The organism is Pontibacter saemangeumensis (genome assembly GCF_039541895.1).
GTDB classification, from domain to species: Bacteria; Bacteroidota; Bacteroidia; order Cytophagales; family Hymenobacteraceae; genus Pontibacter; species Pontibacter saemangeumensis.
This window is the reverse complement of the sequence record NZ_BAABHC010000007.1, coordinates 1-26844: the sequence shown is the minus strand read 5'-3', so window position 1 is coordinate 26844 and position 26844 is coordinate 1. Positions and strand designations below refer to the sequence as shown.

General features: G+C 50.2%; 17 protein-coding genes. 5 read left to right on the top strand and 12 right to left on the bottom strand.

The genetic code is table 11. The features are described from left to right. Nucleotides 1-770: 770 nt before the first annotated feature. The gene (gene katG / locus ABD920_RS08825) at nt 771-3026 is read right to left on the bottom strand and encodes a catalase/peroxidase HPI (protein WP_425568587.1); all 2256 of its coding nucleotides are present in this window, start codon (nt 3024-3026) and stop codon (nt 771-773) included. A gap of 771 nt (nt 3027-3797) precedes the next feature. Here katG and ABD920_RS08820 point away from each other — a divergent pair. Beyond that, nucleotides 3798-4541: a pseudouridine synthase gene (locus ABD920_RS08820; RefSeq protein ID WP_345158375.1), complete on the top strand. Its 744-nt coding sequence runs from the start codon at nt 3798-3800 to the stop codon at nt 4539-4541. Between the two features lie 419 nt (nt 4542-4960). After that, nucleotides 4961-5917, top strand: coding sequence for a DUF808 domain-containing protein (locus ABD920_RS08815; protein WP_345158374.1), 957 nt, complete (start codon nt 4961-4963; stop codon nt 5915-5917). A gap of 536 nt (nt 5918-6453) precedes the next feature. Here the strand turns inward: ABD920_RS08815 and ABD920_RS08810 are convergent. The 3 genes from ABD920_RS08810 to ABD920_RS08800 are packed head-to-tail and all read right to left on the bottom strand — an operon-like array spanning nt 6454 to nt 12098. Beyond that, nucleotides 6454-9576, bottom strand: coding sequence for an efflux RND transporter permease subunit (locus ABD920_RS08810; protein WP_345158373.1), 3123 nt, complete (start codon nt 9574-9576; stop codon nt 6454-6456). Between the two features lie 6 nt (nt 9577-9582). Continuing rightward, nucleotides 9583-10788 (bottom strand): efflux RND transporter periplasmic adaptor subunit, encoded by a 1206-nt coding sequence (locus tag ABD920_RS08805; RefSeq protein WP_345158371.1) that lies wholly within the window; start codon nt 10786-10788, stop codon nt 9583-9585. A 29-nt stretch (nt 10789-10817) separates the two neighbouring features. After that, the gene (locus ABD920_RS08800) at nt 10818-12098 is read right to left on the bottom strand and encodes an efflux transporter outer membrane subunit (protein ID WP_345158370.1); all 1281 of its coding nucleotides are present in this window, start codon (nt 12096-12098) and stop codon (nt 10818-10820) included. An 854-nt stretch (nt 12099-12952) separates the two neighbouring features. Between ABD920_RS08800 and ABD920_RS08795 the strand changes: the two genes are divergently transcribed. Next, the gene (locus ABD920_RS08795) at nt 12953-14038 is read left to right on the top strand and encodes an endonuclease/exonuclease/phosphatase family protein (RefSeq protein ID WP_345158369.1); all 1086 of its coding nucleotides are present in this window, start codon (nt 12953-12955) and stop codon (nt 14036-14038) included. A 314-nt stretch (nt 14039-14352) separates the two neighbouring features. On the opposite strand, the gene ABD920_RS08790 is transcribed toward ABD920_RS08795, so the two are convergent. The 4 genes from ABD920_RS08790 to ABD920_RS08775 all read right to left on the bottom strand — a co-directional run bounded on the left by ABD920_RS08790 (nt 14353) and on the right by ABD920_RS08775 (nt 18013). After that, a complete protein-coding gene (locus ABD920_RS08790) occupies nt 14353-14730 on the bottom strand; it encodes a hypothetical protein (RefSeq protein WP_345158367.1) in 378 nt (125 codons plus the stop codon). Nucleotides 14731-15155: 425 nt separating this feature from the next. Next, nucleotides 15156-16541, bottom strand: coding sequence for an FAD-binding oxidoreductase (locus ABD920_RS08785; RefSeq protein ID WP_345158366.1), 1386 nt, complete (start codon nt 16539-16541; stop codon nt 15156-15158). 271 nt (nt 16542-16812) lie between these two features. Next, nucleotides 16813-17313: a cupin domain-containing protein gene (locus ABD920_RS08780; RefSeq protein ID WP_345158365.1), complete on the bottom strand. Its 501-nt coding sequence runs from the start codon at nt 17311-17313 to the stop codon at nt 16813-16815. A gap of 124 nt (nt 17314-17437) precedes the next feature. After that, entirely contained in the window at nt 17438-18013 is a 576-nt protein-coding gene (locus ABD920_RS08775) for an OsmC family protein (protein ID WP_345158364.1), read from the bottom strand. A 72-nt stretch (nt 18014-18085) separates the two neighbouring features. Between ABD920_RS08775 and ABD920_RS08770 the strand changes: the two genes are divergently transcribed. Beyond that, nucleotides 18086-20116 carry a sigma-54-dependent Fis family transcriptional regulator gene (locus ABD920_RS08770; protein ID WP_345158363.1) on the top strand — a complete coding sequence of 677 codons (2031 nt, stop codon included), beginning with the start codon at nt 18086-18088 and terminating at the stop codon, nt 20114-20116. Nucleotides 20117-20367: 251 nt separating this feature from the next. Next, the gene (locus ABD920_RS08765) at nt 20368-21651 is read left to right on the top strand and encodes a hypothetical protein (RefSeq protein ID WP_345158362.1); all 1284 of its coding nucleotides are present in this window, start codon (nt 20368-20370) and stop codon (nt 21649-21651) included. A 168-nt stretch (nt 21652-21819) separates the two neighbouring features. On the opposite strand, the gene ABD920_RS08760 is transcribed toward ABD920_RS08765, so the two are convergent. The 4 genes from ABD920_RS08760 to ABD920_RS08745 all read right to left on the bottom strand — a co-directional run bounded on the left by ABD920_RS08760 (nt 21820) and on the right by ABD920_RS08745 (nt 26653). Further along, nucleotides 21820-22656, bottom strand: a complete 837-nt coding sequence (locus tag ABD920_RS08760) for a glycerophosphodiester phosphodiesterase family protein (protein WP_345158361.1) — start codon at nt 22654-22656, stop codon at nt 21820-21822. A gap of 96 nt (nt 22657-22752) precedes the next feature. Next, nucleotides 22753-23484, bottom strand: a complete 732-nt coding sequence (locus tag ABD920_RS08755) for an MIP/aquaporin family protein (protein WP_345158360.1) — start codon at nt 23482-23484, stop codon at nt 22753-22755. Between the two features lie 35 nt (nt 23485-23519). Then, nucleotides 23520-25016, bottom strand: a complete 1497-nt coding sequence (gene glpK, locus ABD920_RS08750; protein WP_345158358.1) for a glycerol kinase GlpK — start codon at nt 25014-25016, stop codon at nt 23520-23522. 8 nt (nt 25017-25024) lie between these two features. After that, nucleotides 25025-26653, bottom strand: coding sequence for a glycerol-3-phosphate dehydrogenase/oxidase (locus tag ABD920_RS08745; protein WP_345158357.1), 1629 nt, complete (start codon nt 26651-26653; stop codon nt 25025-25027). Between the last annotated feature and the right edge of the window lie 191 nt (nt 26654-26844).

Sequence of the window (26844 nt, the reverse complement as noted above, 5' to 3'; positions counted from 1 at the left end):
GGATTGTCCCGTGGCGGAGGGGGCTATGTATATAAAAACTAATTTTTTATACGATATTTTATAATTATAGATTACAATTAATTCTCCTGACATAATAAAAGGAATAAGGTGAAGAAACTATGCTTTGGCGTACCTGGTCCCCGCCCTTAAATCTGATATTACTGACCTACCTCATACTTACATATCTATAGAAAACAGCTATGCTGTCAAAAAGCAGGATACAAAATAATTACTGTTGCTCCACTACGGCTATTTGTTTTTTCACAGCCTCTAAATTTTTGTAGATATGGTTCGGTATTATCCTCCTTATACCATTATCAGCTGAACTCTGCGCACGAAGATGTTCTATAAAACCCACCCCTGCACCTCCAAGGAGGGGAATCTGCAGACAGTTAATATGCAATGCGCATGAACAAACTGATAGTGGTACTAGGTCTACAAAGTTAAAAAGCCGCTTCATGTATGATGGAGCGGCTTTTTTGGTTCAATAACTTGGCTTGTGGTTTAATTAAGAAATGGTGAGTGCCTGGTCATACTTCTCCTCTTCCTCCAGCTGATCTACTAACAACTTGCTGGCCAGCAAGATAGCACTAAACCATGCTGTATAGTCAGTGAACTAATAGACATAAATAAACCTCCTGTATTAGTGAAATTAAACTCATACAGGAGGTTTATTTATGTTATCCTTAGAATTCAGGAGGCATCATGTCTTTAATCTGCGTATGGAGCGCTTAGCGAGGTCGTTGAAACCCCGCTGTAATCTCGCATCCTTACTTTAAATCAAAACGATCTGCGTTCATTACCTTATTCCAGGCTTTGATGAAGTCTTTTACAAACCGCTCTTTAGAATCAGAGCAGGCATAAACCTCTGCTATAGCCCGAAGTTCTGAATTTGAACCAAAAATCAGGTCAACCCGGCTACCAGTCCACTTCACTTCGCCCGTTTTTCGGTCACGCCCTTCAAATTCTTTATCAGCTTCTGAAGTTGCCTTCCATGTGGTGCCCATATCGAGCAGGTTCACAAAAAAATCGTTCGTAAGTGCCTCTGGCTGGTTGGTGAACACACCACGCTTGGATTGATCATAGTTGGTTTTCAGCACGCGCATACCGCCTACAAGCACAGTCAGCTCAGGTGCAGTAAGGCTCATTAGCTGTGCCTTGTCAATGAGCATCTCCTCTGCTGAGGCAGATATGTTGTCCCGGTTCCTGTAATAATTGCGGAACCCATCTGCATTTGGCTCAAGGACAGCGAAAGCGTCCCAATCGGTCTGCTCCTGTGAAGCATCTGTGCGCCCCGGACTAAATGGTACTTGCACCTCATATCCGGCGTTCCTGGCCGCCTTTTCGATACCTGCACAACCTCCTAATATAATGAGGTCGGCCATGGAAACCTGTTTGCCACCAGTCTGACCATTGTTGAATTCCTGCTGTATGCTTTCGTACTGCTTCAGCACTTTATCCAGCTCGGCCGGGTTATTAACTTCCCAATTCTTCTGTGGCTCCAAACGGATTCTTCCGCCATTCGCGCCTCCCCTCTTATCAGAATGACGGAAAGTAGAGGCAGAAGCCCAGGCAGTAGAAACCAGTTGAGAGACAGAAAGCCCGGAGTCCAGTATCTTGCTTTTAAGATCACTGACATCCTGCTCGTTAATCAGTTCATGTGTTACGGCAGGAACAGGATCCTGCCAAATCAGCTCTTCCTGGGGCACTTCCGGGCCTAGGTAGCGCGCAATAGGGCCCATATCACGGTGCGTTAATTTATACCAGGCCCGGGCAAATGCATCTGCGAATTCATCAGGGTTCTCCAGGAAGTGCCTGGAAACTTTCTCATACGCTGGGTCCATCCGCAAGGCAAGGTCAGTGGTAAGCATAAAGGGCGCATGCTTTATCGATGGGTCGTGTGCGTCCGGCACAGTACCTTCGCCTGCCCCACCCTTTGGCTTCCACTGTTGAGCCCCCGCCGGACTCTTGGTCAGTTCCCACTCAAAGCCAAACAGGTTTTCGAAAAAGGTGTTGCTCCACTCCGTTGGGGTGGTAGTCCAGGCCCCTTCCAGGCCGCTGGTGATGGTATAGCCCGCATTACCGGTACCGTAGGTATTTTTCCATCCAAGTCCCATTTCTGCAATGTCGGCACCTGCAGGTTCTACGCCAACAAATTCACGCGGGTCGCCCGCGCCGTGCGTTTTACCAAAGGTATGTCCGCCCGCAATCAGGGCAACGGTCTCATAATCATTCATCGCCATCCGGCCGAAGGTCTCGCGGATGTCATGAGCTGCTGCAATCGGATCAGGATTGCCATTCGGGCCTTCCGGGTTCACGTAAATTAGTCCCATATGCGAGGCTGCAAGTGGGCTTTCCAGCACCCCTCCTGCGTGGCGTTCCTTGTTCCCTAACCATTCTCCCTCCGATCCCCAGTAGATATCTTCCTCTGGCTCCCAAACATCTTCTCTCCCACCGCCAAAGCCAAACGTTTTGAAACCCATGGATTCAAGGGCGCAGTTACCGGCCAGAACCATCAGGTCGGCCCATGAGATTTTCTTACCGTATTTTTGTTTTATGGGCCAAAGCAGCAAGCGGGCCTTATCGAGGTTGGCGTTATCGGGCCAGCTGTTGAGGGGGGCAAAACGCTGAGAGCCGGAGCTGGCTCCTCCCCGACCATCAGCAATACGGTAGGTACCCGCGCTATGCCAGGCCATCCGGATAAATAGTGGGCCATAGTGCCCGTAGTCTGCCGGCCACCATTCCTGAGAATCCGTCATCAGGTCAAAAAGGTCCTGCTTCACAGCTTGTAAATCGAGACTCTTGAACTCCTCTGCATAATTAAAGTCTTCCCCCATTGGGTCAGACTTGGAAGAATGCTGATGTAGTATCCGAAGGTTCAACATATCTGGCCACCAGTCACGGTTTGACCTTCCACTACCTGCAGTAAAATGTACAGAACCACCCATAAAAGGGCATCTCCTGGACTCGTTGGTATCCCATACAGGGGTATTAGGGGCTACATGCCTGTCGTTCTTGTGTTCCATATTTTTGGCTATAAAAATTAAAATCTAATTAATAATGCGCTATACAATTCTTGGTAATTACCTAAATATACTTATTCAAAGACTTATAAACAATTTATGATGATTCGAATTATCTATCACCAAATAGGCAAAATCTATAAAGCCTGCCAGCGTTATAGATAAGGTGGTTTTTGTGATAACTATTATTTATCCTTATATTTTTTAACACAGTATCATTATTTATCCGATTCATTTTTTGTGAAGAGCTGTTCTCTAAGATTGCTCGAGTTGGTTATATATAGGGATGTGATACTTGTCATGGCACTCTTTTCATGCAGCCATTCCTCCAGTAGTGTGAAAGCTATATGGATAAAATTCGGTCATTCATTTTTTGTGTCAAAAGTATTCCCTAAAACAAAGGGCAAGACAAGGAAGAAGTAAGCTCGCAAGCTTTGATCCCTCCTGTTTTGGAACAGATGCAATGAAAGTTTGTGGGCATCGACAACATCAAAAAATCTTCAAAGCGAGCATCTGTGGTGGAGCAGCACCTGGAGAGGACGCTGCTCCACCTTTTCAACAAAGCGTTATATGCCATGCTGCAGCAACAGAAGCCGGGGGCTGGTGGAATATAGGCCGAAGTTTTCGTTCAGTAATCAAATCCAAAAGGGGAATGGGTGCAGTTTATCATTATGTCCTATAATTTGAGTCTGATGCGCTGCATTTTATTAAGCCCACGTAACTGCAATACAACATAAATCAAGAAGTACTTGCTATATTACAGCTCCATTTTTTATGCACCTGATTCTCTTACCCGCATTCCTGCGTTTGATGAAAGCCTTCCATTCTTCCCTCAGGTTCTTAATTGTCCGGAAATTAAAATACTCAAACAAAGACGCTATCCAACATATTCTCTCTGGGAGGGTTCTGGTGAATGGCCAAAGAGGGACGTTAGACCAGGAACTTCTGCCGGAAGATGAGGTGCGGGTGGATGGGCAGGTTATCAAAGAATCAAAGCATAACGTGTACCTGGCCTATCATAAACCACGCGGTATAGAATCTACCTTAAATCTACAGATAGAAAACAACCTCTCACAGGCAATAAATATTTCCCGAAGCGTTTTCCCGGTGGGCAGGCTGGATAAAGAATCAGAAGGGCTGATGCTGCTTACTGACGACGGGGGATTATTATATAAAATACTTCATGCAGAGAGGCGCCAGGAAAAGGAATACCTGGTGACGGTGGATCATCCCTTAACTCAGCAGGCGATAAAATGCCTAGCTGACGGTATCGTTATTATGGGAAAGAAAACCAGGCCCTCCTTCGTGAGGCAGTTGGATGCAACTACCTTTAACATCATCCTGACACAGGGACTCAACCGCCAGATCAGGAGAATGTGTTATAAACTGGGTTATCAGGTAATCAAACTTGTGCGTGTCCGCATTTTATCCCTTGAATTGGGAAACCTCCCGCTTGGGGAATGGCGCCATCTGAATGAATCTGAAATCACTCATTTAGCTGAGATGACAACAGACTGAGCAGGTTAAATACCTGCTCAGTCTGTTGCTTTTGATGTGACAAAAGGAATATAATCAGTGTTGATTTATACCTGTTGAATTGATAAGTTTCTGCATCAGCAATTGAAGCAAATTACTTTGCTTTGCAGGCGTTCGTTATATAGGCTGTTTGCTAAAACACGGTATGGCATTAAAAAAATTAAGCGGCCATAACGGCAAGTGCGTATCATAGCTGAAACCACTATTTTCACGAAGGAGCATGCCCGAGTTAGTGTGGCTCTTGGAGTGCCGGTGACATTGACTTTGCATAAATTCATAGACACCAAATTACGATTATAGATATATTCCGTAATATCGCTAACTGGTGTGGCGAGCTTGAGCACAGGCGAGTCATCTTCGGCGACTTTATTTTCATTCATCTTTCAAAAAAGTAATAATAAATGGCTACAGGACTTCTCGCTTTATTGGACGACGTGTCAGCTTTGGTAAAAGTAAGTGCGGCAAGCCTGGATGATGTTCCTGCGCAGGTGGCGAAAACCACGGGTAAGGTATCCGGCATTGTCATAGACGACACTGCCGTGACTCCCAAGTATGTGGTGGGTCTTGACCCTTCGCGCGAACTTTCAATCATCTACCAGATCGCGAAAAAATCATTGATCAATAAAATTCTTTTTTTGAGCCCGGCGGCCTTACTTCTCGGTTTTTTTGCGCCGTGGGCGATAGGTCCTATCTTGATGATGGGAGGTGCCTATTTATGCTTTGAGGGATATGAGAAAGTCCATTCCATGTTCAGCAAGCATCAGCATGCTGACGCCAAACACAGCCAGGGCGAAGGCTTGAAAATGATAACGCCCGAAGAACTGGAGAAGACGAGAGTGCAGGGGGCTGTGCGCACAGACCTGATTCTTTCTGCCGAAATCGTCGCCATCACCTATGCCACCGTGGCGGACAAACCCTTGTTTACCCAAATTGCCGTGATGCTGGCCGTGGCTGTCTTTATCACAATTGCCGTTTACGGGTTTGTAGGGCTTATTGTGAAAGCTGACGATCTTGGGGTGCATATGGCCAAAGATAACCATCACCCGCAAATCAGGAGCATTGGGCGCGGTATCGTGACCTTTATGCCACACTTTCTAAAAATACTGGGCTATATAGGTACAGCAGCTATGTTGTGGGTGGGGGCTGAGATTATTGCGCACGGAATACCCTTCACAAGCCATGCGCTGGATAATTTAGAGCAATCGCTGGCCCACATGCCTGCCCTCTCCTGGTTTGTTAAAGCAACTGCCTGTGGTATAGGCGGGCTCATTTTGGGTGCTGTCATCGAAAAAGTGGTGGTGTTTATTCGGAAGATCGTTACAAGGTATCAGGCGAAAGAGACGCAGAAAATAGGATAAGTTATAAGCCGCTTTAATTTATCAGTACCTATATACCCTACATGATATTTCCGGATGTAAATTAGAGCTGTTAATTGATTTACACCATTGACACCCTGCTGGAGGCAACTATCGATCGCGGAAGGAATTAATATATAGGGTTGCGACACTTGGTAAAAGTTTTATATCTAAAGAAAGCAAAAGTCCCTGTCATATATAAACCGAAAGAACTCAACTGATATAGAACTTTGGGTAAAAGATGAGTTTTGCTCTCCGATTATCATATCTCTTTCTATAGGCTTAACTTGCTGTTGAGACGGATGAATATCATAGCCCTGTCAATCCAGGCACTTCTTCTATCAAGACCCTATCACCTGCATACGACGCTGGTCTATAACCCCCCCTGCCCCTCCGGGGAGGGGCAGGGGCAGACAGGTTAATTGTAAGGCGCCTAAACCAGTTGATATGGGTATCATTTACCATTTCCCTTGTTAAGGCAATTCTTTAGTCTCAGACTCTCTGCGCCAGCACATCCTTTTTTTTTGCGTGCTGAGCTGTTAGCTTATCCTTACAAGCTCTTTCTTTTTCTTTGTCATTTGCACGAGATCATCAAGGATCATATAAAGGCAAGGCACGATCACGAGGATAATAGAGGTGGCGAAAATTATTCCGAAGCCCAGTGAGATGGCCATCGGAATAAGTTGGAAAGCCTGGCTTGACGTTTCGAGAATAATAGGCGTCAGTCCGCCGAAGGTGGTGAGGGTGGTTAAGACAATTGGCCTGAAACGCCTGATCCCTGCCTCATGGATGGCATCGTAAGCAGAGAGGTCCCCCCTGTGGTTGTTTGCGTAATCGATCATGATCAGGGAGTCATTCACCACCACCCCCGAGAGCGCGATAATGCCCATCAGGCTGACCAGGGAGAGATCATACCCCAGCAGTATATGGCCGATCACCGCCCCTACCACGCCGAAAGGAATGGCCAGCATGACGATAATGGGCTGCACGTAACTGTTTAGCGCCACCGCCAGCAAGGCAAATATGAGGAGCATGGCAATGATAAAACCAGACCAAAGTGCCTGCGTCGATTCCCGCATCTCTGCCTGGCTGCCTTCATAGGTCCAGGTTATGCCCGGGAAATCGGCGCGCAGTTGTGGCAGGATTTCCTCATTCAATGACTTCAGGACACGGGTTTGTGCGTTGGCCGGTTCTACATCCATGCCTACATTCACAACCCTGCGTCCGTCCCTTCTGTTTATATTGGTAAACGTTTCCCCTTCCGACACTTTCACGACATTAAGCAGAGGCACCGCCGTGCCGTCTGGAGCCCGGATGATGAATTCCTCCAGGTTATTCATGTCCTGCCGTTCAGCCCTGGGCAGCTTCACACGAATCTCTGTTTCGTTAATGCCACGGAGCTGCCGGACAGCCAGTGCGCCATAAAAGGCATCCCGCACCTGCTGGCCTACAGCGGAGGGCGTCAGGCCGAGGCTTCTGCCTTCCGGTAAAAGCTCAAAACCCAGCTGCACTTTCCCCATGATATAATTGTCACTTATATCGCGGGTTTCCTCAAAAGTCTCTACCCGCTCCACAAAAGCCTGGCTGGCTCTCTCTAGCACGTTTATATCGGTATGGCTCAGGTCTACGCTGATGTCCTGCCGGGCACCTCCGGGGCCGCGCTCTGCCTCAAACGTGATCTGGTCCACCCCCTCTATATCGCCTATTTCCTCACGCCACAAAGCGATAAGTTCCTTGGGGCTCATGTCCCGCTCATCCGGCGGTTTCATCACCACTTCCACATCGATAAAGTCCTTTCCCCGCACATTGGTTTTGATTCCCTCCGCCACTTCATACAGGTTGTGTTCGTCAAACATGCGCTGGGTGGAGTTGGTAATTTGCGTGGCCACCTTCGCGGCCTGCTCGGTCGTGGTGCCGACAGGAAGCCTGACGGCGGCTTCGATTTCATCTGCCGCCACCTCCGGCATCAGCACCATGCCCATATGGTCGCTGTAGCCATAGCCGCCCACCAAAAGCAACAAGGCCAGGGCGGAAGTAAGGGTGATGTACCTGTTCCGCAGGCATAGGTCGAGAAAAGGTTTGTAACGGCGCTCTACAAAGCGGCTGAAAGCCCCGGCTATGGAGTTTTGCCAGCCCTCCAGCTTCTGTAAAGCCTTTGAAGCGTTCTTCTTGGGCTTATGCGCCACATGGGACGGTAGTATATAAAGCGCCTCAAAAAGCGATACGGACAGCACGACGATCACGACCACCGGCAGAGGCCACCAGTACTTCCCGGTTTCCCCGGGTATGAAAAGAAGCGGCACAAAGGCGATGATGGTGGTCAGGATACTGAAAACAACCGGTTTGGAAACATCTTTGGCACCCAGGATGGCGGCATCCATATAGGAATAGCCCTTTTGGCGATACTCATATATGTTCTCCCCAACCACGATGGCATCATCCACCACGATCCCCATCACGATCAGGAAACCGAACATCGAGATCATGTTGATGCTGATGTCGACGATGGGTAACAACACCATCGCCCCGATAAAGGATATGATCATCCCCATCATCACCCAGAACGCCAGCCGGTACTCCAGAAACAGCCCCAGGATGACCATCACGATCACAATGGCCAGCAAACCGTTCTCTGTTAACAGCGACAAGCGCTCACGGTAATCTTCTGCCCTGTTGCTGTCGATCCTTACATTGACTCCGGGCGGAAGAGATTTTTCATAGTCCGCCAGGATGCTCTTCACGATATCCTCTATTTCCAGTGGGGACTGCTTGCCAATCCGGAATATTTCCAGGTCAACCGTATTCTGCTGGTTAAACTGCCCGTGAAAGCCCGTCTCTTCAAACCCGTCCGTGATTTGCGCTATATCGCCTAGCTTTACGGTGGCACCCGTCTCCGAAGAGATCAGGTCAATGTTGTTCAGCTCTTCGGCCCATAATTTCCGCTCCTCCATGCGCAGCAGTACTTCGCCGGCCTGTGTCTCGATAGATCCCGCCGGCACATCCTCACTCGACTGACGGATAATCGCCGCTACCTGGCCCAGGGTGAGGTTGAATTCACGCAGGCGATGCTCCGGGATCTCCACATGCGTTATAAAATCAGGCACATTGCCGATCTCTACCTGTGTGATCTGGTCATTGCTCAGCAGCCGGTTACGCAGCCTTTCTGCCAAAATGCGGAGTGTCCATACATCCACGTCCCCAAAAAGGCCTATCTGCATCACATCCTGCTGCTGATCCCGCAAGGTCACCTGAGGCTGCTCTATATCATCCGGAAACGTCTGGATGCGGCTTACGGCCTGATCGATGTCCTGAAACGCCTTCATCCTGTCGGAGCCGGGCACCAGTTCCACCGTAATGTTGCCCGAGCCTTCATTGGCTACGGAGGTAACTTCCTTTATGCCCTGAACACCTTTTATGGCTTCTTCCACCGGCAGCACGATCCCCTGCTCAGTTTCCGTTGGAGCCGCCCCGGGGTATACCACGCTGATTTCAACGAAATCGAGCTGAAACTGAGGAAAAACTTCTTTCTGGATGTTGTACATGGTCCATATCCCGCCCCCGATCAGTATAAACATCAGCAGGTTGGTGATGATGGGGTTACGGGCCATGAAGGCGATGGCGCCCTTGTGTGTATTTTCAGCCGGTTTGTTTGATCTGTCCATATCTCGCTATTCCTGAATTCCTCCATTCCCAGTCGTGTCCCGGGGAGACTTCTCTCCCGCGGTGCGCAAGGCTGAGCCCTCCACCACCGTCGAAAGATCCGTCGTTACCACCTTGTCTTCATCAGAAAGCCCTTTGCTTATATAGGCGTACTCGGCATCTTCAAATAGGATATCCACTTTCCGGATGTTCAGTTTCCCGTCTTTCATTACCCACACGGTTGCTCCCTGCCTGAGGTGATCGCGGTTCAGGCGGATGACATTCGGAATTTCCCGGGCTTTGATGTGCGCCTCCACAAACGTCCCGATCATCAGGGGCGGTATGGTATCCGTGTCTGTTTTCCGTACCAGTGGGTCAGGAACTGAAACAAGCACCCGGGCCATGCGCGTCTGCGTGTCAAGCGCTCCCACTAGCCGGAATAGTTCACCCGCTCGATACTGCCCATCCGGCCAGCTGCTGGTATTTGTGATTTTAACCTCCGAGCCATTGCTCTCCTCCTTTTCGGCGAATGTGACCCAGTTTACCTTAGCAACGGGCACATTGGCAGCCACCCAGTACTCGTCCATCCCCACCAATCGTCCTAATTCTGTCCCCGGTGCCAGCTGCGAACCTACGTTTGCATTTCTGCTGATGATATGGGCATCAAACGGTGCCCTGATCGTTGTGCGCTCCAGGTTGAGCAGCGCCTGCTGTACCGAAGCTTCTGCCGCCGCAACAGTAGCCTTGGCGGACTCCAGTTGCGGCTTTCGCAGCACCAGATCTTTGTTATCAGAGGAAAACTCTCCCCCAATCAGTTCGTAATCCTTGCGTGCGACCTCCTGCCTGCCCATTTCGACACTTAGGTCTGCTTTTGCCAACTCTAAATCACTCTTCCTGAGTTGCAGGGTGTTTCTATAATCAGCCGGGTTGATTTGAAGCAGTACCTCGCCTTTTTTCACAAAGGAGCCAGGTGTGAAGTTTTCGGAGATACGTACCACCTCTCCTCCTACCTGTGTACTTAAGGTAATATCCTTTGCCGCCTGCACAGTGCCTGTGGCGATCACGGTAGGCGTATAGTCGCCCCTGTTCACCTGCACCACGTCCACCAGCATGGCGGTTGTTTTGGCCGCCCCTTCCCGTTGCGCTTCCGGAGCAGTCATGAACACCAGGAGGGTGATGGCAGCACTTGCCAGCAGTATAATCCCACTTATCAGGAACGTTTTCTTTTTAGTCATTTACATTTATATATGATCAAAAGCCTGTGCTATTCCTCCCCTGTATTTTCCTCAAGCAGGCCTTCTCTTTCCGTTTCAAAACCTCCGGCCAGCGACCGGTAAAGGGCTACCCTTATTTCCAGCAGGTCCAGTTCTGCATCGATCAGGTCTCTTCGAAGCTGCTGCTGCTGGTTCAGTGTCACCAGCACATCGAGGTAAGCGATTGATCCGTTGAGATATTCTATCCGCAGCTGCCCGAATGTTTTCTCCGCCAGTTCCACCTGCTCCGCGATCACCTCGATGCGCTGGCGTTGCTTAGTTTCCTGAATGAGAGCGTTCTCTATCTCCTGAAAAGCCATGAGCACTGTCTGCCCGTAGTCATTCAGGAGCTGCTGTCGGATCGCCTCGGCCTGATCAACCTGGGCGTCTAACCTGCCTCCATAGAAAAGGGGGGCCAGCAGGCTAGTGCCAAGCGATATAGCCTGGGACTCGAACAACCCGATTAAATTATTAGATCGGAGGGCGGCGTTCAGGGAGAGGTTTAACCGCGGGTATTTGTTGCTGATGGCAGCGGCCACTTCCCTGTCAGCCGACTGGAGCCGGTAAAAGGAGCTTTGTACATCCGGTCTGCGATTCACAAGCTGTAGCGGAACGCCGGTATAGGGCAAGGGCGGTAAATCGGGTAGCGCAGCAGCGGCCTCCAGGACAACACCCGGAGGCTTCCCGAGCAACACGGACAGCTGGTTTTGGAGTAATTCCCTTTGAAGCTCAAGCGCAATCTGCTGCTGCCTGGTACTCTCAATCAGCTGCTGCTGCCGCAGAATATCCACACCCCTTACCTGCCCGCTTGCAAACCTGTTCCGGATAAGGGCCAGCACCTGGTTGTTTGTCTCCAGCTGTTCGTCCAGCAGTTGGAGCTGAATGTTGGTGGCCTTCAGCCTGAGCCACGCCAGTGTAATTTCGCCTGTGAGCGTGACTGCCGCTGTCTTGTAATCATAGTAACTGGCCTTAAAACGGTATTCCTCCGCGTGCACGCCGTACCTGATACGGCCCCACAGGTCGGCTTCATAACTGGCTCTCAGGGATAGTTGGGTGTTTTCTCCCCCTACAAAATCAGGTTCAGGACGGCTTATCCCGCTCTGTAGCTGCAGAAACACATCCGGCACCTTTGCTGATGCCGTTATATCCACCAGGGCACCGGCCTCCCGGAACTGATACCAGGCTATCTTCAGCGGCAGATTGGATTGCAAAGCAGAGTCGATCAATAAATTAAGCTCCGGATCCTGGAAGGCTAACCACCATTGGTCCGGAACCTCTGTTTCACCGGGCAACGAGAAAGTTTCCGGGGTATCATAAGGAAGTGCAATGTCGGCAACCTTTCGCGAGCATCCCGTCAACCACAAGATCGCACAACAGCAAATAAGCGATGCACCGGGTATTGAACATACCGATAGCAATCTTGCAGTACTTGTTGGGGTGCCGATAATCAATATTTTATTTCTGCTTAAAATTTAACTTTCCCTATTTATTGGTAAAGTGACATACCAGACAGATCACTCGTATGGGCTTTCAGAATTGCATACACAGGAACAGGGTTATACACTCCCACCGCCAGCCCTGTATCCTCTCCTGCTGCTGCACGGAAAGAGGTAGGGATCATTCAGCAATTTCATAAGGGAGATGCTCTTATGTATATATAGAAGCTTTACTCTTTAAAATTCCCGCTCTGCAAAAGTAAAGAACGACCCTGTGCTCCAAAGTCCGGCCCTCCAGAACGCTGAAAATAAGCCAAGTGCCTTTATTCACCTATATACGCTTGAGAACGGCTTTGTTTTCTTAATTTAAAATTTCCGCGAGTGTTACCGCCTCGTGTCTGATGTGTGAATGCCATATATAGGATAATTATTATCATATATTTTAACAGGGAAAACTACGATCAGGAGTAGTAAGATCTTTCTCTCACCTAATTCTTTCATCAGCTGATCAGAGTAAATAATCAAAAACCTGAGTGGCGAAAACAGCGTTCTCCCATTCCAAGTTCTTCAGAAATTATTGGCCAGTGATACCTCCATAAGCTTCAATATCTTTGAAAAAACAAACCGCAATTCCCCACTCCTTTTAATGTCACGTATCATCATTTACATAGGAAGCTTATATTGCATAGACATTCCGAAGACTTGGACTAATGACAGAAAAAATACTGGCGTTCCTTACCTTATTTCTTGTTTTCGTGACAGTATTGCCCCTCTGGCGCCATGAAGCCTGGTGGGTGCGTGGGCTCGATTTCCCAAGGCTCCAGTTTATGGTGACAGCACTTTTTATTTTACTGGCAGATGCGCTTCTTCTGGACCTTTCGCACTACGGGTCCTGGTTGATGGCAGGGTTGGCCTTCGGGTGTTTTAGTTTTCATCTGGGGTGGATTTTGCCCTATACCCGTCTTTTTCCTGTGGAAGTTAAGGCATCCCGGATACAGAACGAGGAAAACCGCATCCGCATCATGACATCGAATGTCCTCACTCCCAACCGAAACTACAAAGGCCTTCTGGACTTAGTCGCCAAGTACCAGCCGGATGTGCTCGTAACCCTGGAGACTGATCTTTGGTGGCAGGAAAAGCTGAGTGTTCTGGAGACTGATTACAGATACACTATAAAATGCCCGATGGACAATCTTTACGGGATGCATGTTTTCTCTAAACTGCCTTTGGAAGACATGGCCATTCAGTTTCTTGTGGAGCCGGATGTACCGTCTGTGCATGCACTTGTGATGTTGCGCTCAAACATAAAGGTTCGGATACACTTCCTCCACCCCGCCCCACCCAGTCCGACTGAGAACTCCGCATCCTCAGAACGTGACGCTGAACTTCTGGTTATCGCAAAAAGTGTGTCCGACGAGCATATCCCTATCATCGTCGCGGGAGACCTGAATGATGTGGCGTGGTCCGAGACCACCCGTCTCTTCAGGAAAATAAGCGGCTTGCTGGACCCACGCATTGGCCGTGGCATGTTCAACACCTTTCATGCAGCCTATTGGTTCGCGCGGTGGCCCCTCGACCATCTTTTCCACAGCGAGCACTTTACGCTGACTCATATAGAGCGGTTGCCGTATTACGGATCAGACCATTTCCCGATGCTGGTAGAACTGATGTACGACCTACCCAACGGTGCCGACCAAGAAGGGCTTGAGGCAGATGAGGAAGACCATGAATGGGCCGAAAGTAAAATGGAGGCACACGCGGTGGAAGAGGACGATGTGCACGAGCCAGGCAAGTAAGTGAAGGAATAAGATTTGTTCGTGCTTCCCTTTACATATATATGCTTATATATAAAATACAAACAATAACTGTGTAACCTGTCTCATACTACTATCAACCGATTAGCACGCACGAAGCTGTTTTACAAAACCCACTCCTGCCCTTCCAAGGAGGTGAATTTGCAGCCAGGCTATTTGTAATGCACAAGAACCATTGGCTATAACCTGCACGGCTGCTCAATTTTACTGCGATTTATAACGTCACAATCCGCAAATAAAAAAGCTGCTTCAATTACTTGGAGCAGCTTTCTTATTTGCGGATGGTGTCAATCAACTTAGTTGAATTTCCCGGAGAAGTACTCAATCAGATGCTCGTCTGACATCTGGTTCGACGTGCTTTCTTTGGTAACCGTATTCTTAAATTGGGCAGTATCAGCCAGGTAATGCATAAACTGCTCCTGCGTTATACCCGTCCCTGTAATCTCCACTTCTTCAGCGTTCTGCATATGCGAGGCAATCTCTTTGAAAAACTTTTGCTGAAGGGTCTTCTCAGCATTATTTGCGGCATTTTCATTTGAGTTGCTTCCCTGGCCTTCGTTTTTAATATGCGTCAGAACCACAAAATCACCGGTGTCTATATCTTCTCTTCCCACTATAGTCGCTTGATTTGAATCCATCCAAACTCCGAACTGTTTATTATTTTTTCCTGACATATGATTTTATAAATGTTATTGTGAATGTGCTTGAATTTAATTTCAAAAGGTTATTTGGATCGCTTACTTCCTGGTAGTACAAAGATTTAAGTACTTGGTGTAACGGCAAGTTTCCTATATATAAGAAGGGTAAAAAGGGGCGGAAAAACAGGCTGGGAAAGAATGCCTGGGGGGGTAGAAGTAGCAGATTATAAAGGTACAATGAATTTGTCGCATAAACTATCTAGGTGATAGTACCGGGAGGTGCATGTGTTCAGACTTCCTACGAACATAACCTTGCTTTCGGCATCTGCTGCGCCATTAAGATTACCCTGTTCAGTTGTTATATAAAGTTTAACGCGCCAGTTAAGAACTGGCGCGTTAAACTTTGTTCCATCACGGAATGCTTTTCCTGTTTTGCCAAGGAGCGGCCTATCAACAACTGCCTATGATGTGGCAGGCATGATGTTCTGATTAACCCTGAACATGTTATGAGGATCATATTTGGTCTTGATTTTTACCAGCCGCTGGTAGTTTTCGCCGTAGGTCGCCTTTACCCGGTCCTGGCCTTCTTCCATCATGAAATTTACATAGGAGCCGCCGGCACTATACGGGTGCATTGCGCTCCAATAGTCCCTTGCCCATTTAATGAGCTCATCTTTCTTAGCTGGATCTGGGTCAACACCCACTATCACCTTGGCATATATAGCATCGCGGTAACTCCAGGCCGTGTCATTTTTATCTACACGGGAAGCTGCTCCGTTGATGGGGTAAAGATGCATGGTAGAAAGCATGGATGGCAACTGTGAACCATGCTTTATATGCTCATCGATCGCCTCATCTGTCATATCTTTCACATAATCGCCTTTCCAGTACCATTGCAATCCGGGCGGGTACAAAGGATCGAACATACTTTGCAGGGCAGGCAGCGGCAGAGGGCCGACAAAATCAAGTGCCGGGGTTTTAAAATTCCGGATGGGTTCAAAAGCCTTTGCGGCATCTTCCATAGGACCGGTGTAGCACCACACCACGCCACACATCTGTTTCAGGTGGAGATGTTCCGGGAAAGGGGGAACCGGAGGCACGGTCAGAAAGGCGAAGAAGCCGTTGATCTCATCGGGCGCGTTGCTGATGAACTCGTGGTACCACTTCATCACTTCTTTTGCCTCCTCCATTTCCCATAGCATCGGCCCGGCATACACGGTGCTGATCGGGTGCGTACGGAACAGGAAGGAGGTCACAACCCCGAAGTTGCCGCCGCCGCCCCGCAGGGCCCAAAACAGGTCCGCGTTCTCATGTTCACTGGCTCTCACAAAATCTCCGTTCGCCAGCACTACGTCGGCTTCAAGCAGGTTGTCGATGGTGAGGCCGCACTGCCGGGAAAGGTGACCTACCCCGCCCCCGAGCGTCAACCCTGCAATACCAGTGGTGGAATTGATACCGGTTGGTACCGCCATTCCAAATGCATGGGTGGCATGGTCCACGTCGCCTAAGGTACACCCCGCCTGCACCTGCACCGTTCTTTCCACCGGGTCCACATGGATTCCTTTCATCAACGATAGGTCGATAACCAAACCGTCGTCGCATATACCCAGGCCGGCTCCGTTATGCCCCCCGCCTCTCACCGCTACCAGCAGGTTGTTTTCACGGGCGAAGTTCACTGCGGCCACCACATCGGCTTCGTCCACGCAGCGGGCAATCATGGCAGGCCGTTTGTCGATCATGCCGTTGTATACTTTTCGGCTTGTATCGTACTCAGGATCTTGCGGTTCTATCAGTTTCCCACGCATATGCGTCAAAAGCTCTGAATGAGGAGTTGCTTCTGCTAACATGTTTAAGTTGTTTTTAAGGTAAGGGAAGAATTGCGCTGCTTAACAAATTGACACAAACTCACTGTTTGCTCCATAAAACAAAGTATTGTCCTGGAGTTGAGGCGTTTAAAAAATAAGAGTCAAATATTTTATACGATACATCCAACATTATGAACGGTTATGTATAGATGTTATCTGATAAAAAGGGCTGCGTCTGAAGAAGCGCCCTCGCTAATATGTTACTACCCGAGTTTTTCTTGAGTACCTGCTCTTGTCTTCGACCGCATATGGATCAAAGTTTTGGGAAAGTGAGGCCAAACCTTTCGCACAGCCGAGGCACGCTTTCGAAATCCATATCAAGCGAGTACTTTTTATTTATCTCCGCAAAACGATCCTTATCACCCCAGGCTGCCGCCACTTCACGAAAATAGTTTTCGAAGCCTGCTGGTGAGATCACTTCGATAATGAGGCATGGCGTATCACCTGCATTCCAGAAGGTATGCCACTGCCCACGAGGTTTAAGCACCCACGTCCCTGGTTCAGCGGTCACTACTTCGTCTCCCAAAAGTGCACCAAGTGTTCCCTCTAACACATAGGAGTACTCATCCTCATGATGATGACAGTGCAGCGGAGCCGCTAACGCATGGGGAGCGATCGGGTGATGCACGATTGAAAAGCGCTTCCCTGTGTCAGCGCCTTCTATCTTCCAATGAACACCGAATCCACCGAAGTCAAATTGAGCGCCCTCCTCCGAACGCACTGCGGTCTTTTTTTGCACGAGTTTCTCTTTCATAATCATATCCATTATTAAGTTCTTATTGACACACGGATGGTTTGTGGGCAAGCCGGCTATATATAAAACCGGTACACCCTGCCTCTCTAAAAAGGCGGGGTGTACCGCAGCTCTTACTCACAGGCTAAATGACAGCCTCTGCTTCCTGTAAACCTACTTTTACTGGCACACCATGGGTTACGATATCGTACACTGGCGATTTTTTCGCGAAAGAGATCAGCTGTTCTTTCTGCTCCTCCGTTAAGTCGCCCTCTATTTTAAAATTTACATTAACCTGCTGATACCCGTTCCGCACATTTTCATCTAGCCCAAGAAAGCCTTGTGCATCCCAGTCGCCGGTCAGGCTTGTTTCCACACTGTCTATCGAAATACCGTGCGCAGCTGCGTGTAAAACCATTGTTGTAGTCATGCAGCCCGCTAGCCCATGCAGGATAAACTCAACCGGGTTCGGCCCCTCATTATTACCCAGCAGAATTGGTGGCTCGGCGTTGTCCACCACAAAAGGCTCTGTCCTGGAAGCATCTTCTTTTCCACCTCCATAGAAGTCCTGAATTCTACTCCTGTTGTGGCCCCCTGATATCCACTTGTTGCGTGCCCTCCATTGGAACTTGGCCAGCGCCGGGTCCTCTTTCAGCGCATTGATAGTTGCTGTGATGTCTTCTGGTTTAAAGCCATTTACTGTTCTTTGTGTGGTTTCCATTGTGCTAATATTTAAAGGTTGAATAAAATTTTATTTTAGCTTTACCACACAGCATGCCAGTCGTATAAAACATTGATAATCAACATTAATGGCAAAAAAACCAAGGCAGTTACTTTCGAAAATTCGTTTAATGGCGAAATCTCGTTAACTAAATATCGTCAACACACACAGAATATTTTTCAATCAATGCTTACCAAAACGCCAAAACTCTCAGGCCTGTTAGCTTTGAAGAAAATAGTGGAAGGTACGTCCGACTGCACAGGGCAGAGATTTTTTGAGTCTCTTGTTCAGAATTTATCGGAAGTGTTGGACGTATATGGGGTTTGGGTAACGGAATACCTGCAAAAGGAAAACCGGCTAAGGGCACTGGCCTTTTGGCTGGATCATAATTTTGTTAAAGAGTATGAGTACGACGTAAGGGGCACCCCCTGCGAGAGAGTTTTGGGGACTCAGGGCATCTGCCATATACCCGACAGGGTGGTGGAGTTATTCCCTAATGATCCGGATCTGAAGTCTTGGGGTGCGGTAAGCTATTTGGGCGTTGCCCTGAAAGATATGGATGGCAGAGTGCTCGGCCATTTGTCGCTGTTGGATAACAAACCCATGGAGGAAGTTCCGGAGGCTTTTGCCATCTTTAAAATCTTTGCTTCACGCGCCGCAGCCGAACTTCTGCGCCTGCGCTACGAAAAGCTTTTGACCGAAAAAGAAGCAAAGCTAAACCGCCTGATCAACGGTGCCTGTGAGGCCATTGTTGAGTTTAATGAGCAACTGGAGGTATCACAGGTCAATCAGCAAGCGGTCGAGACCTATAACATCGGCAAAGAGAACTTTACCGGTAAACCCATAAGTGAACTGTTTGATGAGAATTCCCTACAGAAGCTATTGAGGTCTGTCAGTGTACTGGAGCAACAGGAGAACTTCCTGAGTTCTACCTGGATGCAGGGACAGCTAACCTGCGTCAGGGCAAACCGGGCTACCTTTCCGGCGGAGGCAACGCTTTCAAGGTACAAAGTTGATCGTGAGGTTTATTTCGCACTTTTCGTCCGTGACATCAAAGAGCGGCTGAAGACACAGGAAAAGCTGAAAAATCTGAGTGTGGAAGCCGCGATGTTGCGCGAGAAAGTGAGCGCAAGGCATAACGGGTGTATCATTGGCAACAGTACTGCCCTGCTGGAAGCGGTAGAACTAGCCGAAAAAGTGGCTCCCACAAATGCAACCGTTTTGATTTACGGGGAGACCGGAACCGGGAAAGGGCTGATTGCCAGAACGATTCATACCAGCAGCCAGCGGAAGGAAAAGCCCCTGGTAACCCTGAATTGCGCCGCCCTGCCTGCGGAGTTGATCGAAAGCGAGCTCTTTGGCCATGTGAAAGGAGCTTTCACAGGGGCTGCCACCACCAGGGAGGGCAGGTTTTCGCTTGCCCATAACGGCACTATTTTTCTGGATGAGATCGGGGAGTTGCCGCTTCAGCTTCAGGCAAAACTGCTGCGGGTGCTGCAGGAGGGTGAGTTTGAACCCGTGGGTTCTTGTCAGACGCAAAAAGTAAATGTGCGCGTGGTCACTGCCACGAACCGGGATCTGTTGCTGGAAGTTGGGAAAGGCCAGTTCAGAGAGGACCTGTATTACAGACTGAATGTAATTCCGATACCCGTGCCCCCTCTACGGAAGCGGGGCGAAGACGTCATACTACTAGCAGAGGCATTCATAAGGCAATGCGCAAAGCGTATGGGTATCCCCCCTATGCTGCTGAATGAAAAAAATAAACTGGCATTACGCTCCTACCACTGGCCCGGCAATGTACGGGAGCTGCAGAATATCATCGAAAGGGGCATGATTATCAGCAGTGATGGAAAACTAAACCTGATTCCGCTGATCGCCCCTGCTTCTCATCCGACTAAACATAGACAGCCGGAACAGGGAACTGATAAAATACTCACAGAGGAAGAAATGAAAGAGCTCGAACTAAAGAATATCATGCGGGCACTGGAGAAGACCCACTGGAAGGTCTCCGGTAAAGACGGCGCTGCGGCGTTGTTACACATCCCCTCCACTACTCTAAATTCAAGAATCATGAAATTAGGTATCAAACATACCTACAGGTAGCTTAAAATATAGTCAGATGTATTCTGACATGCTCTTCCCCATATAACAACTGCCTGCTGAAGCAATTTAACAAACGGCGCCCGGAAAGCACGTGAGGAGGTGATGTAAGGCAGGTGTTCATGAAAAATTCCTAGTACATATATAAGCTTCTATAAGCTTCATGCTTTTAGCCAGGCACCTATAGGCCCTATTGTTCTTTGTTCATCTGAATTCAGAATCAGTTTAATTGTTAAATATAGAAAGGATATATAATGAACAACCAAGCTCTGCCACCAGGCTTTCAGGACATGATGGAGTTCAGTCTTGTAGAAGCCCTCTTAGGCCGCCGCTCCCGCCGTTTCTTTATGGGCGCCGAGATTCCGGATGGTGTATTTGCCTATAAGTCGGAACATGAACCTGTCCCTCTTTCTGAACTGGAGAAGCTTCTGGTAGTAACAGCCTGTGGCGGGAACACGGGCTGGCACAACATGATCTACCGGGCGCAGCGCTATGCTCCGCATTTATCTAACTACGCTGGGGCAGCTGGGGGGCGTACGTTCCCGTCAGCCGCAGGCTTCCATACTAGCAAGACCTTTTTCACCGACGATGAGGGCGTGTATGTGCTGGATAACCGCGATGCTCCTGCAGCCGCAGACAAAGCGGAAGACGGATCGCTGGACTTGAACAGAATTGTGGAAGCCTTGAAGGGAAACGTCAGGAAGCTTCAGGATGGACGACTGCGTCTCCCATCGGAGGTGCCCTTTGTGGAGGCGCATAACACGTGGGTGGCAAATAAACCCGGCACCTTGCTGGTAATGCCCGTGGCTGATTTGGCGCAGCACGTGCTGCTGGCCCTTTGCTATATGCTGCAGAATGGCTTCGTACTAACAGACGACATCAACAAAAGGGCTATACCCGGAATAGAGAAGTTTAAGGATATGGTGGATGTAAACAACAACTGGAACATCACTTTCCTGGAGCAGATTTCGTTGGCGGAGGTTACGGTAGAGCTGTCTACCAGTTGTTATGCAGGTTCGTTGATGCTGCAGGCCATGGGGCTTGGGGGCTGGCTTTACGACGGGATTGACCTGTTCAGCGTTTTAGGGGCGAGCGGTTTGCCGGAGGTGCCTGGACTGGGCTTTCGCTATGATGCCAATGAGAGGTGGCCTTACCCAAACCCAACCGGCCTGGAGGGGGTGATGGAAGGCTTCTGCCCTCCCCACTTCCCGGACATGAGAGCGGCAGTGGACGCTGTATGTGAGCGTAAATTTGGAAAAGGCGGGCCCTACAATAAGGAAACGCCCGGCAATTGGAAGGATTCCGCGAACGTACGGGCGGCCGCACAGGTGCACGACGAGCGGTTCCGGGAGTGCGTGGCACTGCAGGCGCAGTATATATATGATACCTTTGGTAAGTTTCCGGCTACCGTGCCTTCTATTTTCCTGCTTACTTACCTGCAGGCCCACCACCTGGACCTCGCATTTTACGACAAGTTCTACCGGCCCGGCTCCTACCTCAGGACGCATGCTGCGCATATGGAACGGTGGCATACATAATTCTACTTCAATTCCCGGTATTGTATATATGGAGAGATGTTTATATACAAACCTAGCAACTTTCGGAGCGGTTATATATCAAAGGCACCCTTATTCCCTGACAGCACGCGTGGAAGTCGCGCGGGCTGTCAGGGAATAAGGGTGTTCTAAATAACTGGTTCTCCTGCTTTATTCCTGCCCCACCAGCAGGTTAGGGTAATCCGTGATAATGCCATCCACCCCCAACTGCCGTAGCTGCCGCATTTCTTCTCGGGTATTCATCGTCCAGGGCACTAACTTCATGCCTTTCCTGTGGCTCTCCTCAATAAGTTCGCTTGTGACCAGCTTATAATAAGGGCTGTAGATTTGCGGAAGGAAACCGATCCTGCTGATATTCTCCTCCAGCGTGGCGTTTTTGTCAGATGTGAGGAAACCAATGGTCACCTGCGGATACCGCCTGTGTACCTCCTGGATCTGGCGGATATCAAAGGACTGCACGTAGAACCTGTTGCCTATGTTCTTTTCTTTTACAACGTTCATCACCAGTTCCACAAGCTCCTCCGGCACTGGCTGGTAAAGCCCGTCTTTCGCAGGGTCGGCTTTGATTTCGATGTTATATATGACTGGTGGCAATCCGCGGGCAGCGGTGTAGTGCTCCACTGAATCTATCAACTCACCTAAAAGCGGCATGTGCGCCTTCCTCTTTTCCTGCTCCGGGAAGTCAGGGTTGCCCTTTGATCCAACGTCAAATTTCCGGATAGCTGCATAGTCCATCTGGTGGAGAATATGCTTATCGGCATCCTCCTGGGGTATTTCCTCTCCGTTGGGCAAAAGCGTGATGGCGGGATTTACTTTCGGATCATGGGCCACCACTACCTGCCTGTCTTTGCTGATCTGAACATCTACCTCCAGGATATTCGCGCCCACGTCCACCGCCTTCTTCATGGCAGGGATAGTGTTTTCAGGCATCAGCCCTCTTGTCCCGCGATGGCCCTCTATATAAAAATCAGGAAAGGTATGCTCCATTGCCGCTACTGGTTGTTTTATTTTGCATGCCTGCAGGCATCCCATCAGCAATACGCCATATAGCACAAAGGTACATGCAGAATTAATGTTCATCATTTAGATCTCTAATAGCATATATAACACGGCGGCTGCGCCGGCACCTAACACAGGGCCTAAAACCGGAACCCAGGCATAGGACCAGTCGCTGTGGCATTTGTTTTTTATGGGCAGCAGCGCATGCACCATCCTGGGGCCAAGGTCACGCGCCGGGTTGATGGCATAGCCCGTTGTGCCCCCCAGCGAAAGACCGATCCCCCACACCAGAAAACTGACCGGTATAGCGCCTAAAGCCCCCATGCCAATCGGTGTTTTCTCATCTCCTAATGCAGGGTTGGTAAAGTAAAACACCACAAAAATCAGAACGAAGGTCCCCACCGCCTCACTGAAAAGATTAGACATTGGCTTCCTGATAGCAGGGCCGGTGCTGAACACAGCCAGTTGCGAAAGGGGGTTCTCCGTTGAATCAAAATGGGGTTTATAAACCAGCCACACCAGCAGCGCACCGAGCATCGCGCCTAACAATTGCGCAACAATGTACAACCCGACCTGGTCCCAGGCAAACTTGCCCACGAAAGCGAGCCCGAGGGTAACGGCCGGGTTCAGATGCGCGCCGCTGTAAGGCGCCGCGATCACAACACCGGCAAAAACCGAGAGCGCCCAACCTGTGGATATGACCATCCAGCCACTGCTGTTGCCCTTCGTGTCCTTTAAAACAACGTTGGCGACCACGCCATTGCCTAACAGAATCAAAAACATAGTGCCTATTAACTCGGCTGCAAATGCTGACATAGGGGTAGAATATGGTTATTTGAGATGATGAGAACTTACTCGCTGTCGTCGGCCCAGGCTTTAGCGGCCCTCACCGCTCTAAGCCACCCTTTGATCAGTTCCTGATGCGAATCGGAGGCTGCGGGCTCGTATTGGCGGCTGATGTTCCATTGCTGCTGAATGTCCTCCACGCTTTGCCAGAACCCGACGGCCAGGCCGGCCAGGTAGGCGGCCCCAATGGCGGTCACCTCCGTTACTTCCGGCTTCACGACCCGCACATTTAGGATGTCCGCCTGAAACTGCATCAGCAGGTCATTGTCTGTCGCCCCGCCGTCTACTCGCAGTTCCTTTATCTCTATGCCGGAATCAGCCTCCATGGCGCTCAGCACCTCCATGGTCTGGTAGGCGATGCTCTCGAGGGCGGCACGGGCAATGTGGGCTTTCGTGGTGCCCCGGGTCATGCCCACCATTGTGCCCCGGGTGTGCTGGTTCCAGTGGGGGGCACCCAGTCCGGCGAAGGCAGGCACCAGGTAGACGCCGTCGCTGCTTTTTACCAGGCGGGCCAGTTGCTCCACCTCGGCAGAACTGCTAATCACTCCCAGGCCATCCCGAAGCCACTGCACGACAGCCCCGGCAATAAAAATGCTGCCCTCCAGCGCGTACCGCACCTCGTCCTTTATTTTCCAGGCAATCGTCGTCACCAGTTTGTGCGTGGACAGGATGGGTTTGTCGCCAATGTTCATGAGCATGAAGCAGCCGGTGCCATAGGTGTTTTTTACCATGCCGGGCTTGGTGCACATCTGTCCGAAAAGCGCGGCGTGCTGGTCGCCGGCAATGCCCGCGATGGGAATGCGGGCGGCAAAAAGCGATGCGGCCGTCTCCCCTACCACCTCACTGGATGACCTCACCTCCGGCAGCATGCTGGCAGGGATATCAAACAGGCTTAGCAGGTCCTCGTCCCAGGTGAGGGTGTTGATGTTGTAGAGCAGGGTGCGCGAGGCGTTCGTCACATCCGTGACATGCACCTTCCTGGCCGTCAAGTTCCAGATCAGCCAGGAGTCGATGGTTCCGAAAGCCAGGTGGCCGGCCTCCGCCTTTTCCTTGGCACCGGGCACATGGTCCAGGATCCAACGGATCTTGGTTGCGGAGAAATAGGCGTCAATCACCAACCCTGTTTTCTCCCGAACCGTTTGCTCGTGCCCCTGTCGTTTCAGGCTATCGCAGTAGGCAGACGTCCGCCGGTCCTGCCAGACGATGGCATTGCAAACCGCTTCACCCGTTCTTCTGTCCCACACCACGGTGGTTTCGCGCTGGTTGGTGATGCCGATCGCGGCGATGTCCGTTGCCTGTAAACCCGCCTTCAGGATAGCCTCGGCTGCCACTCCCACCTGCGTGGACCAGATTTCGTTGGCATTGTGCTCTACCCACCCCGGTTGCGGATAAATCTGTGTAAACTCCTTCTGGGCAATCGATTTGATATGACCCCTCCGGTCGAACAAGATGGCCCGTGAGCTTGTAGTTCCCTGGTCAAAAGCTAGTATATAGTTGGGCATAGTTCGGATTATATATCGTTGAGTTGATTTAAATTCATATCTGCCTGGATGGCGGGCCGGTAGGGCTCCAGCAAATAGCTGTTGGCCAGTTCAATAAACCGCTTCACCTGGTCCTGCTGCCATGCAAGCGGAAGGCCCCGCTCAGCCGCCATCACAGAGGCCACCTTAGGTGCCATGTCGATGGCCGCACGGGCATCCAGGAACAGGATCCGCAGGCGGCGTGCCAAAACATCTTCTATGGTTCTGGCCATCTCGTGCCGCACGGCCCACACCACCTCCGCACAGATGCTGGGGAACCTGGCGTGGAGCCGCTGCCCCAACTCCGGGCGCTCCGTTACCAGGTCTTGCAGGCCCAGAGCGTCGCTGCCATATATAGCCAGGGGCGCTGCATCTCCAGAATCAGCATGCCCTCCTTCATGGCCATGGATTTTGAGGGTAGCGGTAACGCAGGAACTGGGGGGCAATTTGCCTACGGCCACCGCTTTGTCCATGGTATCTTCTGCCATTTTGCGGTAGGTTGTCCATTTGCCCCCAGTAATGGTTACCAAACCGGAAGGCGAAACGATCAGCTTATGGCTGCGGGAAATCTCTTTGGTGCTGTTGGTGCCTTGCGCTGGAGCAGCAAGCGGACGAAGTCCGGCAAATACACTCAGCACATCGTGGCGGGTGGGTTTCTTTGTAAGATACGCACCGGCTGTTTCAAGAATAAAATCTATCTCCTGCTCCGAGGCGGTTGGCTCCAGGCTGCTTTTATCCAGTGGCGTATCGGTGGTGCCAACCAGCACATGCGCATGCCAGGGCACAGCAAACAGCACCCGCCCGTCCGGCGTTTCCGGGATCATCAGGGCGCTATCCCCCGGCAGGAAAGAGTGATCCAGCACCACATGCACCCCCTGGCTCGGCCGAACCAGCGGATGCTGGCCCGGAGCATCCATTTGCAGCACAGCATCTACAAAAACCCCGGTAGCATTGATGACCACCTTGCTCTTCAGGGTGTAATCGCGGCCGCTCTCCGCATCCCTGGCCTTCACCCCCGCAACTTTCCCGGCACTGTCCTTCAGCAGCCCCACCACCGACATATAATTCAACAGTACTCCCCCATTGTCCGCACAGGTCTGGGCCAGGTTGATTGCCAGGCGCGCATCATCAAACTGCCCGTCGTAATATTCAACCCCTCCCCTCAGGCCCTTCCGTTTGATGGAGGGCAGGCGCCGGGTTACCGCATCTCTCGATAACAAGCCAGTTTTTCGGAAACGAAGCCTTCCTGCCATGATATCATATATAGTCAGCCCCACCCCATAAAAAGTTTTGGTAAAATAGCTGTAAGCCGGAATCACAAAAGACTGGATCCTTACCAGATGCGGCGCATTTTTTAGCAGAAGGCCACGCTCCCGCAAAGCCTCGAACACCAGTTTCACGTCGCCCTGCGCCAGGTAGCGCACGCCACCGTGCACGAGCTTCGTGCTTCGGCTGGAGGTGCCTTTCGCAAAGTCGGACTGCTCAACCAACAATACTTTGTAGCCCCTCGACGCGGCATCCACCGCAATTCCGAGGCCCGTCGCACCGCCACCCACCACCAGCACGTCCCACACCTGGGATTCATCTGAAACAGCCTCCATGAAAGCTTCCCTATTCATAACTACTTTATTCCTGTCAGGTATTTCCACGTGCTGTGCCTGCGTTAGTGAAACTATTTTGTTATCTCAATATATGGTTTATCTAAAACAATAACCCAAATTTATACTTAGAGGCTGTTTTGATTTAGCTGGATAAAAAAGCAGGTGCCGGCTGTTGGGTAAGAAAAGTTTGCAGACTTATGGCTTACCCG

Coding starts and splice junctions, on each gene's coding strand:
- katG (WP_425568587.1), bottom strand. CDS start 3,026: ATGGAACACAAGAACGACAGGCATGTAGCCCCTAATACCCCTGTATGG.
- ABD920_RS08820 (WP_345158375.1), top strand. CDS start 3,798: ATGCACCTGATTCTCTTACCCGCATTCCTGCGTTTGATGAAAGCCTTC.
- ABD920_RS08815 (WP_345158374.1), top strand. CDS start 4,961: ATGGCTACAGGACTTCTCGCTTTATTGGACGACGTGTCAGCTTTGGTA.
- ABD920_RS08810 (WP_345158373.1), bottom strand. CDS start 9,576: ATGGACAGATCAAACAAACCGGCTGAAAATACACACAAGGGCGCCATC.
- ABD920_RS08805 (WP_345158371.1), bottom strand. CDS start 10,788: ATGACTAAAAAGAAAACGTTCCTGATAAGTGGGATTATACTGCTGGCA.
- ABD920_RS08795 (WP_345158369.1), top strand. CDS start 12,953: ATGACAGAAAAAATACTGGCGTTCCTTACCTTATTTCTTGTTTTCGTG.
- ABD920_RS08790 (WP_345158367.1), bottom strand. CDS start 14,730: ATGTCAGGAAAAAATAATAAACAGTTCGGAGTTTGGATGGATTCAAAT.
- ABD920_RS08785 (WP_345158366.1), bottom strand. CDS start 16,541: ATGTTAGCAGAAGCAACTCCTCATTCAGAGCTTTTGACGCATATGCGT.
- ABD920_RS08780 (WP_345158365.1), bottom strand. CDS start 17,313: ATGAAAGAGAAACTCGTGCAAAAAAAGACCGCAGTGCGTTCGGAGGAG.
- ABD920_RS08775 (WP_345158364.1), bottom strand. CDS start 18,013: ATGGAAACCACACAAAGAACAGTAAATGGCTTTAAACCAGAAGACATC.
- ABD920_RS08765 (WP_345158362.1), top strand. CDS start 20,368: ATGAACAACCAAGCTCTGCCACCAGGCTTTCAGGACATGATGGAGTTC.
- ABD920_RS08760 (WP_345158361.1), bottom strand. CDS start 22,656: ATGGAGCATACCTTTCCTGATTTTTATATAGAGGGCCATCGCGGGACA.
- ABD920_RS08755 (WP_345158360.1), bottom strand. CDS start 23,484: ATGTCAGCATTTGCAGCCGAGTTAATAGGCACTATGTTTTTGATTCTG.
- glpK (WP_345158358.1), bottom strand. CDS start 25,016: ATGCCCAACTATATACTAGCTTTTGACCAGGGAACTACAAGCTCACGG.
- ABD920_RS08745 (WP_345158357.1), bottom strand. CDS start 26,653: ATGAATAGGGAAGCTTTCATGGAGGCTGTTTCAGATGAATCCCAGGTG.